The organism is Cohnella herbarum (assembly GCF_012849095.1).
Classification (GTDB): domain Bacteria; phylum Bacillota; class Bacilli; order Paenibacillales; family Paenibacillaceae; genus Cohnella; species Cohnella herbarum.
In genome coordinates, this window is sequence record NZ_CP051680.1 from 6,975,045 (window position 1) to 6,993,398 (window position 18,354).

The following is an 18,354-nucleotide window of genomic DNA, read 5'->3' on the forward strand; positions in this document are numbered from 1 at the left end:
CTATAAATGAATGCAAAATCAGTCATAAAGATTGCAACTGATTTTGAATTAAGCTGCTCAGCAACTTAGAGTAAACCTGGCAATCCTGGCAATCCTCTACACCTAAGTGTAAAACCTACAACTAGATCAGGTGAATATTTCGATCGCTGATGAAATCAATCAATCTAAGTGTACGTTTTACATTTAGAAGGTGGAAACGAGGAATTTGGACGAAACTAAATGGACTTTTTACAATTAAATGTGGTGCGAGAATCGAGTAAGTATTTCAAATAAGCATAGATAGGTGACAGATAACAAGGGTTGTTGTTAAAGGCTTTGATTGTTGTAAGGAACGATCTCGAGAAAATAGGAGGAATGAAATGATGTCGGGAAAAATAAAAAAGACGGTCACCTTGGCGTGTTTGCTATTTGCTCTACTATTTCCCTATTCGGGGGCTTTTGCTTATACCAACTATATGACGCTCCCCAATGAATTTGCTAACGATGGCATAGGAGACCCTTTCGTATTGAAATACAATGGCACGTTCTATCTATATAGCAGTACGGGACAAGGCGACACCGGCTTTAAATGCTGGAGTTCGACCGATGCCGTCAATTGGACTTATGCGGGATTATGCTCTACCGAGGCGATCACGAACGATGGTTATGCTCCTGAAGTGGTTTACTGGAACGGTACCTTCTATATGTATACTTCTCCGAGGGGTCAAGGCCATTACGTTCTTACCAGCAGTAGCCCGACGGGGCCGTTTACCGTTGTTACCGGCAATTTGGGTCACAGCATCGACGGTCACGTGTTCATCGACGATAATGGCAGTTGGACTTTCTACAGCGCGGGCGGCGACGGTATTCACGCGGCTCCGATGAGCAGTCCCACGTCGATCGGAACCGATGCGGTTCTTGGAGGCACGCAAATGGGCGGACAGTGGACGGAAGGCGCGACGGTCATTAAGAGAAACGGGACTTACCATCTCACCGCTACCGGAAATCATGTCCTCAGTCCCGGATATCGGGTAAATGCGTTCTCGAATACGACGGGACCTCGCCAATCTTTCACCCCGAGCAACAATAATCCGATTCTTCTGAACAGCGAAGGATCCAACGTGGGATTAGGGCACAACAGTATTTTTATCGGACCCGATCTGGATACCTATTATGCCGTCTATCACAATTTAACGAGCGTCTCTCCGGGGGGATTGCCGATACGTAAACTTAATCTTGACGCAATCGGATGGAACGGCGACAAGATGGCCATGTACGGGCCTACGAATTGGTCGATGCCGAATCCTTCCTTGCCGAACTTCGAGGATAGATTCCAAAGAACGACGGTAGGGTCGGGGTACTCCAATCTGAATGGAGGAACATGGGGGATCGCGAACAATTTCATGTACCAGAGCGCCAAGGGCAGTACGGCATTCTATATCAACTATGAAAATACGTTCACGACGGCAAGCGATTATACCGCGGAGTATAATCTTAAGGAAGTTTCGAAGGGAACGATAGAGCCCAAAATCGGGGTCGTATACGGATACGTAGATGCGAGCAACTACGGCGTTGCCATATTAAACGGTAATGCTAATCGGCTCGAGACCACATTGCTAGTCAACGGTTCATGGGACACGCAAGTGAATACGCCACTGCCGGCGGGCTTCGACATTACCAAGTTGCATACGATTCGCATCGAAAAGTCCGGAACGACTTACAAGTATTTCGTGGATAAGATGCTGTTGGAAACGAAAATAAGCAACCGATTGGGAGCCGGCAAGGTGGGGTATTTGACCTGCGATGCCGAAGGTAATTTCGGTTATATAGCCGTCAGCAACAAAGTGAACGGAAGCGGCATATTCGATTTGTACAAGCCTATCCCGGGTACGATCCAGGCGGTTCATTACAATTCGGGCGGCGAAGGCGTAGGTTACCACGATATATCGGGCGGCAACGCGGGCGGCAAATATATTAGAAACGACAACGTCGATATCAGGGACAATCCCGAGGGCGGACATAATGTCGGCTGGAATAGTACCGGGGAATGGTATAAGTACAATGTAAGCGTTAAAGCAAACGGTACGTACGATTTAGGGCTAAGATATGCAACGACCTATACCGGAACTCAAGTGAGGGTATGGATAGATTCAACCGATATAACAGGCGTGGTTACCCTTCCGAATACGGGCGGTTGGGATAACTGGAGAACCCATACGATCAAAGGATTAAATTTGCCGTCCGGAAACCATACCCTGAAAGTCGAAACCGTGACGGGCGAATACGATTTCTATACTTTGCAATTCAATGCGGCGGATAACTCTTCTTTCAGTAAAACGGACAACTTCGCTACCGCCTTCAGCGGCGATTGGAACTGGAGCGGCGGGAACTGGGCAATCGAAAGCGGAGAAGCAAGCATCAATAATATCGGCAAACGGACGTTTGGAAGCACGGGATGGTCCGATTACACCGTCGAGACCGATATTAAAGGGATCGATGCTTTGAACAGCGGGATCATGGTTCGGGTACAAAATCCGGCCCAAGGCGGTGCCGGCAACGACCCCGGCCTCGGAACGGATTTCTACCAAGGCTATTTCGCCGGCATTTCGCCTACTCAAGTTACGCTCGGCAAACAGAATTACGGCTGGACGACGTTGGCCACCGCTCCCGGAACGTTTAATCTCAACGCTTGGTATCATATGAAAGTCGTTGTCAGTGGAAACAACATCAAAGTGTACGTCGGGGATATGACGAATCCCAAAATCGATTATACCGACAACGGCAATCCTTTCATCACCGGAAAGGTAGGCATCAGGTCGCATTACGCCCATACTCACTTCGATAACTTCAGCGTGACCCATTAGAACTCCCGGCATTAGGAGGAACATCATCATGTCGATAATCGCAAAGAGCACGCCATGGAAAGGCAATTGGATTTGGGGAGGTTCCGAACAAAGCCCGCGCAACGAATGGCGTTGGTTCAGAAGTTCGTTCGTCTGTCCGCGCGATCTGGAAATTTCGGCAAAAGCCGTATTATGGATTACCGCGGACTCCCGTTACGAGCTTTACGTTAATGGAACGAGAGTCGGGAGGGGACCCGTTCGGTATTATTCTACGGATATCTTCTACGACGGCCATGAAATCGGATATCTTCTGCGGCGCGGCGAAGTCAACACGATCGCGGTGCAAGCGATGCACTTCGGCGTCTCTAACTTCGCCTATTTGAGGGGACGGGGCGGATTGCTCGCCCAATTAGACGCGATCTCGGGAGACCAAGAGATCACGCTTGCCAAGACGGGGGCCGACTGGAAGACGTTCGTTCATGCCGGGCAAGATCCGGCAATCTCGCGCATGTCCTGTCAGACTGCGTTCGCGGAACGTATCGACGGCAGACAACTTGCGGAAGATTGGACGTCTACCGATTATTCGGATGCCGATTGGCAGCAGGCGACGGTCATTGGACCGGTAGGGATGGAGCCATGGGTGAGGCTCCATCCGAGGGACATTCCGTATTTGACGGAGGAGCCCGTTCTGCCCACGCGCGTCATCTCATTAAACAGAGTTGTCCCTTATCGGTTGACGGCTTTTATCGACGCATACCATTTAATGAAGACTCCCGGCGAAGAGAATGCCAATCAGATCCGATTCTGCGGCGCTTTCGCTACGGTGCTTCGGTTGCGAGAAGAAGCGGAAGTCAAGGTCGTGCTCCACGTCGGCGGTCTCGGTATCGTTCGGTTAGGAGAGAGGCTTTACACCGAAGAGCAATTGGAAGGGGAGCCGCCGCTTGCTCATATTCGCGCCCAATTGCCCGCGGGCGATCATTTATTGCTATACACGGTGTACGGTCCCGAACACGGTCATAGTAACCGGGTGGGAGTAGACGCGGATCAAGAAATCGAGTGGATCTCTCCTCTCGAGGCGGAGGTTGGCTATGGCGAGCCGATGTCTCCGTTCGTCCGCATCGGACCCTCCTTTACGTACACATGCATTGATTACGTCGACCAATATGAATTATTTTCTTCTTGGGAAACCGAGAAGATCCGATTCGCCGATCGAATAAGCTCTCTATCGAGCATCGACGACCTGCGGGAATCGGGATATCCGTTAGAGTCTGTTCCGCATGGCTTAGCTAACGGGGAAGATTCGTTCATGCCGCAGTTCGCCAAACGCGAATCCGAAGCGTATTCCGTTCCCGCCAATCTTCAACGTATCGCCGTCGCTTCCACGGACCCTGGCGTTGTGCCCTTGTTCGACGATGGAGACACCGAATTTATGCTCGACTTCGGCAAGGAGTGGAGCGGGTTCTTGGAATTCGAACTGGAGGCCGAGGCGGGAGTTACGGTCGATTGGTACGGCATCGAATATCGGAAGGATACGTACGTTCAGCATACGTTCGGGTTGGACAATACGCTGCGTTACGTGACGCGCGAAGGGATTCAACGTTATGCGTCGCCTGTCCGCAGAGGGTTGCGATATTTGATCGTAACGGTCCGTGGCGCCAACAAACCGGTGCTCGTCCGCGATGTTCGGCTCGTTCAAAGCAACTATCCGGCTCCCGAAATCGGTGTTTTCCAGTGCTCGGACGATAGGCTGGGCCGGGTTTGGGACCTATCCAAGCATACGACGAAGCTTTGCATGGAAGACACTTTCGTCGATTGTCCCGCTTACGAGCAGACATTCTGGGTGGGTGACAGTCGCAACGAAGCGCTCGTCAATTACTATACGTTCGGCGGGACGGACATCGTGGAACGATGCCTTCGGCTTGTTCCGGGTTCCGAATTTCAGACGCCGTTATACGGAGACCAGGTGCCTAGCGCATGGACGAGCGTCATTCCGAACTGGACGTTCTTCTGGATCGTCGCTTGCCGGGAGTACGCCGAGCATACGGGAAACCGATCATTCGCGGCGGAAATGCTCCCTCCGATCTTATCGACGTTGCGTCAGTATTTGACGCTGCTTAATTCCGACGACCTGCTGGATATGAAGGGATGGAACCTGCTCGACTGGGCGCCGATCGATCAACCGGACGACGGAATCGTAACGCACCAGAACGTCATGTTGAAGAAGGCGCTGGAAGAGGCGGTCGCCATTGCCGAATTCGCGGGAACGCCCGAACGGGGCAAGGAATGCGCGGAGTTCGCCGTCAGAATGAAATCGGCGATCAATCGGCATCTCTGGAGCGACGAACGCAAAGCCTATCTCGATTGCATTCATCCGGGAGGGCGTCGCTCGTCCGTATTCAGCATGCAGACGCAAGTGATGGCGCTGCTGGCAGACGTTGCTGAGGGGGAGCGATATGCGACGCTGAATGCTTACTTGACGGCTACGCCGGAAGGGTTCGTTCCGATCGGAAGCCCGTTCATGTCCTTCTTCTATTACGAAACGCTGATGAAAAACGGCAACGTGCAATGGATGCTCGACGACATCCGCGATAACTACGGGTTTATGCTCGATAACGATGCGACGACATGCTGGGAGATGTACGGGCACACGACGATGAATCGCGCGAACGAGAATGATTTGACCCGCAGCCATTGCCACGCCTGGTCTGCCGCGCCAGGCTATTTTCTCGGCGCATACGTGTTAGGCGTGCGGCCAGCCGCTCCGGGGTGGGCTAAGGTCGTTATCGAACCGTCGAACGGAGATTTACGTTGGGCCAAGGGAACCGTGCCCCTGCCGTTAAGCGGGTGTATCGATGTCGCTTGGGAGGCCGAGAAGGGGGAAATCTCCTCGCTCGTCGTGACGGCTCCCGAACATACGGAGCTCGATATTCGTGTTCCGGCGGCTTGTACCGTCAACATTAGACGGGTGAAGCAGCTCCCGGAAAGTGGCTGAAATATCGACCCGGAAACCGGCGAGGGAGTTCCCTTGCGAGAACAAGCCGTCGACTACATTGGACTTGATCTAGACGGATGAAGACTTCAAGTACCTCAAGAAGTATGCGACTGTTTGAAGGAAGTAACTTATTTGAACCGATCAAGGGTTATCGCTTATGAAACCGAAACAAATCCACCGCTATTTGGCTTGCGAGCGGGATTCTGGAGAAATAAGGGTGCTGAGCACCGCTATTTGGATCCGTGAGCGGGATTCTAGAGAAATAAGGGTGCTGAGCACCGCTATTTGGCTCCGCGAGCGGGTTTCTAGAGAAATAAGGGTGCTGAGCACCGCTATTTGGCTCCGTGAGCGGGTTTCTAGAGAAATAAGGGTGCTGAGCACCGTTATTTGGCTCCACGAGCGGGATTCTGGAGAAATAAGGGTGCTGAGCACCGCTATTTGGCTCCGCGAGCAGGTTTCTAGAGAAATAAGGGTGCTGAGCACCGCTATTTGGCTCTTTCCCAACCTTCGAGGATAACTCATCCTTAAACCGTTTAGTTAACGGGTTTGCCCTGTGAACCAACCGCTCCACCCTTGACATATTCACCCTTATTCGTCCATAATAAGGGAAATACCGGGGGGGGCACCCCGCAAAGCAGGACACGATTCGTGTTGCTTTGTGGGGTGTTTGTTTTCGAAGGGGAGGCACGGAGCATGAACGACAGTAAGGACGGGAAAGCGCCTAAAATTAAGAAGACGCACGGAACCTATTTCATAGAAGAGAGATATGAAATTATCGGAGGAGTGAGATACGATTTCCTTTCCTCTCCGAAATACGTTCACCAGAACGTGCTTGGGAGGCTCCATGTGGCATTTCATTCAACTTGTGCGCAAGACGGAATCATCCTGATGGCTCCGATGGACGTCCATTTCGATGAGGAAAATATTTTACAGCCGGACATTCTGTATATCCGCACGGAGAACAAGGAAATTATTCGAGACGGATACGTATACGGAGTACCCGACCTGGTCGTGGAAATTCTGTCGGACAGTACGGCGCGCAATGACAAAACGATCAAGAAGGCAACGTACGAAAGGTTCGGAGTCCAGGAATATTGGCTAATCGAGCCCGTCTACCGGCTCGTGGATCAATTCGCGCTCGTCGAAGGCGAATATCGGCTCCTTGCGACCTGGACGGAGGAGGACAGGCTTGTTTCTTCTTCCGTTCCTTGCCTCTCTATCGAGCTATCTGCCGTTTTCGAGAAGGATGATTAAACGCAAATTGATAGCGTACTGCCATATGCAACGAAATAAAAGCCCAACCCCCGGCCAAGAGCCGGGCGGTTGGGTTTTCGTTTCCATCCTCCGCTAAAAAAAATCCACCTCATTCAATAGAAATCTCATCTTCCCATTCCGCCTTTTCCCGTTATAGTAGTGTAGAGACACTATATCCTTATGATCCAGTCAATCCGGAAAACGAAGGGATGCGAGCATCACGAACGCGGTTCTGAAGCCACTGAAGAACGTCACCTTTAAGAATAGAATCATCCTTATCTTTCTGATCAGCAGCTTGACTCCTTTTATTTGTCTTGGGTTCATCTCCTTCTTCACCATTGATTCCATCATCGGCAATAAGGTGGAAAACGCGCTTCAGAGCAATGTGAAGCAGGACTTGATGACACTGGAGAACACGCTCAACAACCTGAACCATGTGTCGCAACAGTTGGCCTACGGCGGGGGAATGAACAAGCTATTCGAACAGTTGGACGGGGAAAAGGAGCCCTATGAGCGGCTGCGTCTGATGAATGAAATTCGAAGCGAGCTGAACAACATTTCTTTTTCCAACCCGAACGTAGGATTGCTGATGTATTACGATGCCGATAATCGCTCCTACAATTTCGAGAATTTCAGCGTGCGGGGAACCTTCTCGCCGGACAAGCTGCCAGTCATGGGGGAATATCCGGAAATCACCTATTACGGCCCCCACAAAAGCTATAACGGTTCGATTAATCAGTTCGTGTTCAGCATCATGCGCAAAGTGAATTTATTGGACCAGGACGTCTATTTATACATAGAGACCGGCCGGAATGCGCTCCAGTCGTTGTTCGCCCCCCAGAATCGGAAAGAAGGTACGCGCCGGTTGTTACTGTTGGATAACTCGGGACGGATCGCTTTCAGCGAAGTACCTCAAGTCTTTTCCGAAAATCGAATGTTCCCCGAGCTGGATGAGAATGTAAGGTCGGGATATTCAGGACGGTATTTCTGGAATAAGGAAGTGAGCAACCAAGGCTGGAGTCTCGTCTCCGTCGTCCCGGAGCAAGAATTGAATCGGGAGCGGAACCAGTGGTTAATGCAGATCATGGGCATTTTCCTCATTTTCCTCGTTGTCGCCATGTTCTTCGCTTGGGTGTTATGGAAAATGGTCTACCGCCCTCTGGATCATTTTCATAAGGAAATCAAGTCGCTGATCCACTCGAACGCCAAGGAGCATACGGAGCTGACCCATATTCCGGAGTTTGATTATTTGCTCTATCAGACCCGCAGCATGAAGGGTAAAATCTGGGCTCTATATGAAGAGATCGAGCAGAAGGAGAAGCGGAGAGCCGATCTGGAGGTTGAGAAGCTGCTGTATCAAATCAATCCCCATTTCCTCATGAATACGTTGGATACGGTCCATTGGCTGGCGCTTATGAACGGGCAAGAGGAGATAGACAAGCTGGTACTCAGCCTGAACAGGTTGCTCTATTACAATCTCGGGAAAATGGGAGAAGCCTCGACCATCGGCGACGAGATCGAAGCTTTGAAGGAATATTTGCAATTACAGCAGATCCGGTACGATTTCCGGTTCGACGTGGACATTGACGTGGACGAGAAAAGCCTTGCGCTCCGGAGCCCGCGGTTTCTACTGCAGCCCTTGGTGGAAAACGCGCTCTATCACGGGGTAAGCGATGAAGGGTATATCTACGTCGGCGTGGAGTTCCAGGAGGACGGATTGCAGATTACGATCCAGGACAACGGAGCGGGAATGTCGCAAGCAACGATAGACAGGCTGCTGCACGAGGATACGAAGGAAAGTCATAAGGTAGGGATGGGTATCGGCATGATCTATGTAAAAAGGATACTGCAAGCGAATTACGGAGATGCGGCAAAATTGCAAATCAGAAGCGAGATCGGCAAAGGAACGGTCGTTTCCTTGCGCTTGCCGAGTTTAGGCGGTGAACGAACGCCATGATCCGCGTGCTCGTCGTAGACGATGACAAGTTGGTCCGCAAAGGACTCGTATCCTCCATGCCCTGGAACGCATTCGGCATGGAGGTCGTAGGGGAAGCGAATAACGGAGACAATGCGCTGAAGTTCATGGAATCGAACAAAGTGGATCTCTTGATGACGGATTTGGCGATGCCGGTCATGTCCGGCATCGAGCTCATGAGAATCGTAAGGGGCAAATATCCCGACGTTCAAATCGTCGTATTGACGTTGCATCAGGATTTCGAGTACGTACAGGAAGCTTTAAGATTGGGAGCGATCGATTATATCGCCAAGATTCAGCTCGAAAGAGAACAGTTCGAGGAAGTATTGGGCAGAATCATCGCGCTGATGGAGCAAAAGGATGGCTTAAAAGGCGCGGGAGTCGCTCATGATAATTGGGAGACAACCGACGGATTGTTCGTATGTTATTCGCTTCATCCGAACAATGAAGCCTCCCGCGCGGAGCAAGGGTTACCCGACCAAGCCATGGAAGCGGAAACGGGGATTTGGTATTGGGCGGATAGCGGGCCGGCTGACTTCCCGTTAAACCCGAATTACGCGTTGGTTCGATTTCGCGGGCTCAAGGAAATGGATCGCAAGAGCGTTATGCAGATGATTAAAGCCTATCGGAAAATCGATCTGTTCTACGATTATCATCCTTCACAGCCTTGCCTAGAGAGGAATGCGGAAGATATCTCGCAGCAGGACAATACGGAAAGCAGCTTAGCGATTGATCGGATCAAAGAACAATGGGGATCGGCGGATTGGATTTATGAGATTTCCGTCTTCGATCGGCTGCTCCGGGAGTTGCAAGCTTTACGATTGCCGCCGATTCGGATGGCCCGGATTTTCTATTCCTTATCCGACGAGTGGAACAGGCTGTATGAGCCGATTTTACCCGAACCAATCTTAATCGAGGATTTCTTCCCAAGCTGGTATCGGTTCGAAGAATGGTTGACGAAAGTAAGGGACGGGATCAGGCAAGCGAATACGAAGCCGTTGTTCTCCGAGGAGATTCAATATAGCATCGTGAAAGCGATGAATTTGGCCAAGCAACGAATAAGCGAACCGATCTCCGCCGCGGATATCGCCCTTATGGTCAATATGAGCGGCAGCTATTTCAGCCAATGCTTCAAGCAGTACGTGGGCCAAACCTACACGGATTATGTCAGGGACATCCGAATGGAGAGAGCGAAGGAGTATCTGAAGAGTACGACGAAGACCATTCAATGGATCGCGGAGCAGATCGGTTATAACGACGAGAAGTACTTCAGCCGATTATTTCGCGAGCATGTGGGACTTCTGCCTAGCGAATACAGGAATACCGCGGGACAAAAATAAGAGGTAGATAGGCATACGAAAATAGGATAGACGATTTTCGTATGCCTATTTTATTTTACGATGAATCGTCTACCTTCATTCAAGAGGGCTCTCTAACTCGCAAAGATCATGCCGCTGTTATATTGAAAGGGTAACGAAGATACGCACTTATGAGGGGGAGCACAATGAAAAGGTCGGCTTTGTTGATTCTGGCAGCGATACTCGTTGCGGTTAGCTTGACCGCATGCGCGGGGAAGAACGGAAATAGCGGAAATAACGCGCAAAGCAGCAGTAGCAGCCCAAGCAACGAAAGTTCTGCTCAAAGCAGCTCGGAAAATAGCGCAACACCGGAGGAAGTCATCGATCCCTTCGCGAAATTCGCGGAACCTACCGAAATTTCCATAGGACGGTCGATAGATCCGAACTATAAGTTCGAGGGCAGCGACACGTCGGAGGACAACATATATACCCGTTGGTTGAAGGACAAATTCAACATCGTCGTGAAGCATTCGTGGGAAGCGGCCGCCGGTACGGACTATCAGCAGAAGGTCAGCTTGGCCATTTCCAGCAACGATTTGCCGGATGCGATGGTCGTCAATGAAACGCAGCTCAGACAAATGGTCAAAGCGGGGCAATTGGCGGATCTGAACGAAGTGTACGAGAAGTATGCAAGTCCGGAATTGAAGGCGGTTTACGATACGAATCCGGGGTTGCTGGACAGCGTGACTTTCGACGGCAAATTGTACGCCCTTCCGGAAACGACGCTGCCGTCCGCGGCGTTGACTTGGATCCGCAAAGATTGGCTGGACCAGTTAGGCCTGCAACCGCCGAAGTCGTTGCAGGATCTGGAAACCATCGCGAAAGCTTTTATCGATAACAAAATGGGCGGAGAAAAAACGATCGGAATCGTAGGCACTCAACAGGGAGGTACTTTGTATTCCACCTTCTTGAACTCCACGGACCATTGGTATAACTTCTCTCCGTTGTTCTTCTCGAATAACGCTTACCCCGGCATCTGGGTGAAGGATCAAGACGGTAATGCCGCTTATGGATCAATCCTGCCTGAAACGAAGACGGCTCTTGCCATGATGAGAGACTGGTACGCCAAAGGCATTCTGGACAAAGAGCTCGGAGTTCGGAAAAGCACGGGCGAAGTCGTTGCGAGCGGACAATCGGGTATTTTCTTCGGACCATGGTGGTCTGCCTACAACAACATCCCGGATAATATCAAGAACGATCCGAAGGCCAACTGGAGACCTTATGCCGCGCCGCTTGACGCAGCGGGGAAATTCAATTCCAACCAGGCGACCGGAAGCTCCTTCGTCGTCGTAAGCAAGAAGGCTAAACATCCCGAAGCGGTGATCAAGATGACGACGCTTCACAAATGGGGCAAGGACGAGGATTACAAAAAATTGACCGAAGGCAAGCAAATCGGTTCCAACGAGACTCCTTTGTTCCTCATTCTGGGCGCGGGCGACCAACTGGAGTACGCCGTAAATTCCCTGCGCAAATATTTAGCCGGAGAGATCAAGCTGGACGATGTCGACATTATCAATTACGGATGGGCCCATGAAATGGCGTCCCACGCCTTGAAAGTCAAAAAAGAACCGATGGACGACTACGATATCCAATATTTCGATCAAACGACGGACGCCGGGTTCTTCACTCATATCTATGCGCATCTGAACGGCGGCTCGACGTTCGTCGATGCGGATATCAATTGGGTACGAAGCATTGCCACCGCACAGACGAAAACGATGGAAACGAGATGGACCAACCTGAAAAAGCTGGAAGACGAAACCTTCTTCAAGATCATTATGGGTACCGCGGAATTGGATTCTTTCGATACGTTCGTGAAGGAATGGAAGGACCAAGGCGGAGACAAAATCACGGAAGAAGTTAATGCTTTGAAATAAGCTAACGGATCAAGGCGGGTACTTGCTACTCGTCTTGATCTTCTAAATAAGGGGAAATGGAAGAATGCTCAACAAAAGCTTTGCCAAACATTATTGCTTGATGCTTCTGCCCGGGCTGATCTGGTTGTTCTTCTTCAACCTATTCCCCATGTACGGAATACTGACGGCGTTTAAGGATTTTAATCCCGGAATAGGAATCTTGAAGTCTCCTTGGATCGGATGGGAAAACTTTCAGTACATGTTCGAGTTGAACGACAGCAAAATCATTTTCCGAAATACGGTCGCGATCGCGTTCGCGAAGATGGTAGGCAATCTGATCGTCCCTCTCGTGTTCGCTCTCATGCTGAACGAAGTCAAAAACAGAATGTTTTCCAGAACGGTCCAGACAGCCGTATACCTTCCCCATTTCTTGTCATGGGTCATCGTAGCGGGGATGATGTTGGACATCTTTTCTTATTCCGGTCCCGTGAATCAAGTGTTGTCGGGGATGGGCTTCGAACGGATTTTGTTTTTCGCGGATGCGCAAATGTTCCCGTTCCTAGTGGTCGGTAGCGATATATGGAAGGAATTCGGCTTTAACGCGATCATCTTCTTCGCGGCTCTAACGTCCATTAATCCCGAAATGTACGAGGCAGCGGCCATTGACGGAGCTTCCCAATGGAAACGGCTGACGAGAATTACTATTCCGAGCATTATGCCGGTGACCGTGCTTCTTGCGACTTTAAGCTTGGGCAATATTCTGAACGCGGGCTTCGATCAAATCTTCAACTTATATAGTCCGATGGTGTATTCGACCGGCGACATCATCGATACTTGGGTGTACAGGGCTGGGCTCATCGATATGCAGTATGGGCTGGCTACGGCGGTGGGACTGTTAAAATCGGTTGTCGGACTGTGCTTGATTACGGTTTCGTACAGCTTGGCTTACCGGTTTGCGAATTACAGAATCTTTTAGATAAGGATGAAGATTTATGATTTCCGAACGTTCCGCCTTTACTAGACTGTTTAACGGTATAAATCTCATTCTGCTCGTGGCGATCATGCTCTTATGCCTGTTGCCGGTGTGGTATACGTTGTCTATTTCCTTAAGCGATAAGGCTGCGGCGTCGGCAGGACAAGTGTTCTTGTGGCCCAAAGGTTTAACGTTTGGCTCCTATAATAAGATCATCCACGATGACCAGTTTTTCACGTCGTTCTTTATTTCCGTACAACGAGTCGTGTATGGAGCCGGAATATCCTTTATCGTGGTTCTGTTAATGGCCTATCCGCTCTCGAAAACGTCTAAAGAATTCAAGCCTAGAAACGTGATTATGTGGACGCTTGTTTTCGCTATGTTATTCAATGGCGGACTCGTCCCCTGGTATTTAACCATGAAGTCTCTCGGCTTGATCAACAGTATTTGGGGATTAGTGCTCGGCGGCGGACTGCCCGTATTCAACGTTATCCTCGTGATGAACTATTTTCGCAATATGCCAAAAGAGCTGGAAGAATCCGCGCTCATGGACGGCGCCGGTCCTTGGCGGATTTTATTTTCCATCTGTTTGCCTTTGGCCATGCCGGTAATGGCTACCATTCTGGTGTTTACGATCGTTTACCATTGGAACGAGTTTTTCCAGGCGCTTGTGTTAATGAATAAATCCGAAAAATATCCGTTGCAATCCTACATCCGCCAGGTCGCCGTTATTATCGATCCGACCAAAATGGACGAAGAAACGGTCAAAAACATGTCCGGCTTATCGAATCAAACTTTAAATGCGGCCAAGATTTTCATTTCCATGCTTCCTCTATTGATCGTTTATCCGTTTCTTCAGAAGTATTTCGTCAAAGGGATTACATTGGGTTCCGTAAAAGGATAGTCATGAATAAGGACGGTGAATCGGCGATGAAGCGGCTCAATCGATTGTTCGCGCTCCCCTTGGTAGGGGGCATGTTATGTCTGAGCGCTTGCAGTGCGGAACGGGAAACGGCCACTATGGATAAACCTGCGACCGCGGAGAAACAACAACTTCTGCGGCCTCCGGCTCCGGAATGGTCGGATAAAGCGGTTATGTACGAGGTGAACGTCCGTCAATATACGAAGGAAGGCACGTTCAAAGCTTTCGAAGCTCATCTGCCGCGTCTGCGGGAGATGGGAGTAGACATCCTGTGGTTTATGCCTATTCACTCCATATCGGCCAAGAACCGGAACGGGACGCTCGGCTCCTATTACGCAGTCGACGATTATAAGGCGGTGAATCCGGAGTTCGGTACGGCGGACGACTTCAAAGCTTTGGTGGGCAAAGCTCACGAAATGGGCTTCAAAGTCGTCTTGGATTGGGTAGCCAACCACACGGGTTGGGATAACGCTTGGACTGCGAACCCGGACTGGTATACGACGGACGAAGCGGGGAATATCGTGCAGCCGCCCGGAACCAACTGGACGGACGTCGCGGATCTGAACTACGAGAATCCGGAAATGAAGGCCGCCATGCTGGATGCCATGAAGTATTGGGTGATGGAATTCGATGTCGACGGATACCGGGCCGATTATGCCGGAGGAGTGCCGACGTCCTTCTGGGAAACGGCGCGCGAGGAACTAGAGAAGATCAAGCCGGTCTATATGTTGGCGGAAGACGATCAGCAGATCCGTCTGCTGAGCCGCGCGTTCAATTCCAATTACGGCTGGGCATTGTACAATCTGATGAATCAGACCGCCAAAGGCTTAAGCGGCGCCGAGCAAATAAAGAAATATGCGGAGCGATTGGAGAAACAATACCCTGCCGGCACTTATCCGCTGAACTTTACTTCCAATCACGATGAGAACTCATGGATCGGCACGGAATATGAGAGGCTAGGGGACGCGGTAAAGACGATGGCCGCTCTCGGCTTCGTTCTGCCGGGCATGCCGTTGATTTACTCGGGACAGGAAGCCGGACTGAGCAAGCGTCTATCATTTTTCGACAAGGATGAGATTCCGTGGAGCGACCTGTCGATGCAGAAGTTCTATCAAGAGCTCATTCGCTTGAAGCACGATAACCCCGCGCTTTGGAACGGGAAATCGGGCGGGGTGTATCAAGGGTTGGAGACGGTCTCGGGCGTAGAAGCGGGAGCGACCGAGACAGCGGACGTGACCGAGACAGTGGCAAAAGCCGCTAAACCTATACTCGCTTTCGAAAGAACGAAGGGCGGCAACACCGTCGTTGTTATCATGAATTTATCCTCCGAAGCCGTGAAAGCCGCGACCGTATCCGGCATATCCGCGGGAATCTACCGATCATTCCCTTCGCAAACGGCCGTGGATATTCAAGCGACGCTTCAGATCGAGTTAGAACCTTGGGAATACTTAATATACGCGAAGTAGAGAGACCCCCCGTGGACGGTAGGGTGATTAAACTTTTTTGCTTGATTGTAGGAAATCTGGCTCCTGAGCAAAGTACACATAGCGAAAATCAAAATAACCGCTAAATGATAAAATCTCGTCTTGCGCCCTCCGTTGGGCAGAGTCACCCGGCAGGGTGACTTTTTTTCGTCATTCAGAATTTATATGTTTTCGCATATTCATTTCTGAATGACCTCCGACATAAACGTTCCTTCGCCATCCGAGGACGGCGATAGCCGTTTATGCTTGTGCGACGGTTTCACGACGACTTTAGTTTTCCCCAACCGATTCGCGCCTATAACCCCCGCAATAATGAGCGCCGATCCGACGAGATGATAGACCGTGACTTCTTCTCCAAGGAATACCGCACCCGCCGCGATCGAGACGATGGTCGACAGATTGGAGAATACGCTCATTTTCGAAGCTTCCATCTTGGATAAGATGTAGTTGGACGTCAGCGCCGTAACCAGAGAAGAGATCGCGCCCAGATAAAGGATCGACAGAATAAAGCTGCCGTTGGCAAGAGGCGACAAAAGCCGGTCAAGAGTTCCGGCGCTCGCATGTTTAGTCAACGAAACGATCAGAAATACGACGAATCCGATACCCAACATCAAGTAAGTGATTTCCGCCGGGCTAAACTCCTTCGTAAGCGAACGGGCCATCACGCTGTATCCGGCAAAAGCCGCGCACGTTAAGATCAATAGGATGATTCCCGTTAGGTTCGACCAATCGATACCGCTCCCCTTCATGACGAAGATGAAAATTACGCCGAACACCGACAGGAAGATGGACATTTTCTGCAAGAGGGTCGTCGTTTCCTTCAAAAAAAGAGAGGCGAATATCATCGTCACGACGGGCGTGAACGCGTACAAAATACCCCCTTCGGCAGAGGTGGCATGCTGCAGTCCGAAAGCTTGCAGCGTAAAAAAGCCGAGCGGATACATCGTTGCCAACAGCAGCACTTTATAAAGCGGCTTGCCGCGGTACTTAAGCTTGACCCAGCCGAATGCCACTGGGATCGACATGATCCCGAAGGAAACGGCAAATCGATAAGTTAGCGTATCAAGCGGGTGGGCGTATTCGAGTGCTATTTTAGTTAACAAGAACGAAAATCCAATAATGGCTGCATTTAACAAGGAGAACAGATAGGCTAATTTCAGGCCTTTATTTTTCATGGTGTCATCGACCTCTCTTGGACAGTCGGGAGCGTGTTCGCGAACGTCTCATCCGTTATCTTAAAACTAAAGCAATTTGCGGGTCGAAACCATAGCGATTTGATTCAACTGTACCGATACAGTTGGCGGACTTGATAAGGTATAATGTGTGTAGTTCGAACAGGGGGAGACGCGATGAAGAAGGCCGACTCGATCTTATCGGATATGGAGCTTAAACTCAGGAACGGACTATACGTTCCCGGTCAGAAGCTGCCTTCCGTTCGCAGCGCCGCGGAGTTGTACGGTTGCAGCATCAGCACGATCATTCGCGCTTACGCGGAATTGGAAAAGAGGCATGCGATTTATTCCATCCCGCAAAGCGGTTATTATGTAGTCGGCAAACCGGAAGATTCGCGCCACGAGGAGGACGAGGGGGTCGATTTCACTTCGGCGTCGCCGGACGTGAACTTGTTTCCTTATTTGGATTTCCAGCATTGCTTGAACAAAGCGATCGACACTTACAAATACCAGTTGTTTACCTATGGCGATCCGCAAGGTTTGCGAACGTTACGCCAAACGCTTGTTTCCCACTTGGCCGGCGATCAAGTATTCGCTAAAGCGGAGCAGATCATCGTCACTTCGGGAGCGCAGCAAGCGTTGGAGATCGTGTCGCGAATGCCCTTCCCGAACGGAAAATCGGTCATCCTGGTCGAACAGCCGAGCTACGATATTTATTTGCGTTATCTGGAGGCGGAGGGCATACCGGTTCGCGGAATCGCCCGTACGGCCAAGGGGATCGATTTGCGGGAATTGGAGGAGCGGTTCCGTAGCGGCGGGATTAAATTTTTCTACACGATGTCGAGATACCACAATCCATTGGGCACATCCTTAAGCAAGGAGGAGCGGACAACGATTGCCCGATTGGCCGGGAAATACGACGTGTACGTCGTGGAAGATGATTACATGGCGGATTTGGGCGAAGAGAGGGGATTCGAACCGATATACGCTTACGATCGAAGCTCGCATGTCGTTTATTTGAAAAGCTTCTCGAAGATCATTTTCCCGGGGTTGAGATTGGGGGCGGCCGTTCTGCCCGGAGGATTGATGCAGACTTTCCAAGGTTTCAAGAGAAGCAACGACGCCTCCCTTCTGTCCCAGGCGGCGCTCGACGTCTATATTAAGAACGGGATGTACGAGCGGCATAAATACAAAATATACAGTCAATACGCCGAGCGGATTCGCGCGTTAACCGATGCGGTTCAGCGTTACAACGGGGAAGGTTTGATCGAAACTTCGGGTGTCGAATCCGGTGTTTACATGCAGTTTAAGCTACCGCAAACGGTTAATCTGGAGCGATTGATCAAACGGCTTGCGAAGAGAAACGTCAACGTCGTATCGGGAAAAGGATTCTACTTGTCCGATTACTTGGATAGGGAGAAGTTTATTCGGATCAGCATTTCGCGGGCACGGCCCGAGCTAATCGATGACGGAGTTAAGGCGATCATCGAAGAAGTGAAGCGTGGGATGAAGGTTCAAGCTTAAACGGCTCTCGAAGTAGAGAATC

General features: G+C 50.5%; 11 protein-coding genes. 10 read left to right on the forward strand and 1 reads right to left on the reverse strand.

Going from position 1 to position 18,354, the window contains the following annotated elements; genetic code table 11:
• Positions 1-359 precede the first annotated feature (359 nt).
• The 9 genes from HH215_RS29375 to HH215_RS29415 all read left to right on the forward strand — a co-directional run bounded on the left by HH215_RS29375 (position 360) and on the right by HH215_RS29415 (position 15,618).
• Positions 360-2,843, forward strand: coding sequence for a family 43 glycosylhydrolase (locus HH215_RS29375; protein ID WP_254450263.1), 2,484 nt, complete (start codon positions 360-362; stop codon positions 2,841-2,843).
• A 28-nt stretch (positions 2,844-2,871) separates the two neighbouring features.
• Complete coding sequence (locus tag HH215_RS29380) at positions 2,872-5,814, forward strand: family 78 glycoside hydrolase catalytic domain (RefSeq protein ID WP_254450264.1); 2,943 nt, start codon at positions 2,872-2,874, stop codon at positions 5,812-5,814.
• A 693-nt stretch (positions 5,815-6,507) separates the two neighbouring features.
• Positions 6,508-7,068: a Uma2 family endonuclease gene (locus HH215_RS29385; RefSeq protein WP_169283126.1), complete on the forward strand. Its 561-nt coding sequence runs from the start codon at positions 6,508-6,510 to the stop codon at positions 7,066-7,068.
• A gap of 295 nt (positions 7,069-7,363) precedes the next feature.
• Positions 7,364-9,025: a sensor histidine kinase gene (locus HH215_RS29390; RefSeq protein ID WP_310735514.1), complete on the forward strand. Its 1,662-nt coding sequence runs from the start codon at positions 7,364-7,366 to the stop codon at positions 9,023-9,025.
• Positions 9,022-10,383, forward strand: a complete 1,362-nt coding sequence (locus HH215_RS29395; RefSeq protein WP_169283127.1) for a response regulator — start codon at positions 9,022-9,024, stop codon at positions 10,381-10,383. Before HH215_RS29390 ends, HH215_RS29395 begins: the two co-directional genes overlap by 4 nt.
• Before the next feature lie 164 nt (positions 10,384-10,547).
• On the forward strand, positions 10,548-12,278 hold the full coding sequence (locus HH215_RS29400; protein ID WP_169283128.1) for an extracellular solute-binding protein: 1,731 nt from the start codon (positions 10,548-10,550) through the stop codon (positions 12,276-12,278).
• Between the two features lie 64 nt (positions 12,279-12,342).
• Positions 12,343-13,233, forward strand: a complete 891-nt coding sequence (locus tag HH215_RS29405) for an ABC transporter permease (protein WP_169283129.1) — start codon at positions 12,343-12,345, stop codon at positions 13,231-13,233.
• Between the two features lie 16 nt (positions 13,234-13,249).
• Positions 13,250-14,134, forward strand: a complete 885-nt coding sequence (locus HH215_RS29410) for a carbohydrate ABC transporter permease (protein WP_169283130.1) — start codon at positions 13,250-13,252, stop codon at positions 14,132-14,134.
• A gap of 2 nt (positions 14,135-14,136) precedes the next feature.
• Positions 14,137-15,618, forward strand: a complete 1,482-nt coding sequence (locus HH215_RS29415) for an alpha-amylase family glycosyl hydrolase (protein WP_217362251.1) — start codon at positions 14,137-14,139, stop codon at positions 15,616-15,618.
• A 197-nt stretch (positions 15,619-15,815) separates the two neighbouring features.
• On the opposite strand, the gene HH215_RS29420 is transcribed toward HH215_RS29415, so the two are convergent.
• Complete coding sequence (locus tag HH215_RS29420) at positions 15,816-16,811, reverse strand: DMT family transporter (RefSeq protein WP_169283131.1); 996 nt, start codon at positions 16,809-16,811, stop codon at positions 15,816-15,818.
• Positions 16,812-16,985: 174 nt separating this feature from the next.
• On the opposite strand from HH215_RS29420, the gene HH215_RS29425 reads away from it, so the two are divergent.
• A complete protein-coding gene (locus HH215_RS29425) occupies positions 16,986-18,332 on the forward strand; it encodes an aminotransferase-like domain-containing protein (RefSeq protein ID WP_169283132.1) in 1,347 nt (448 codons plus the stop codon).
• The last annotated feature ends 22 nt before the right edge of the window (positions 18,333-18,354 follow it).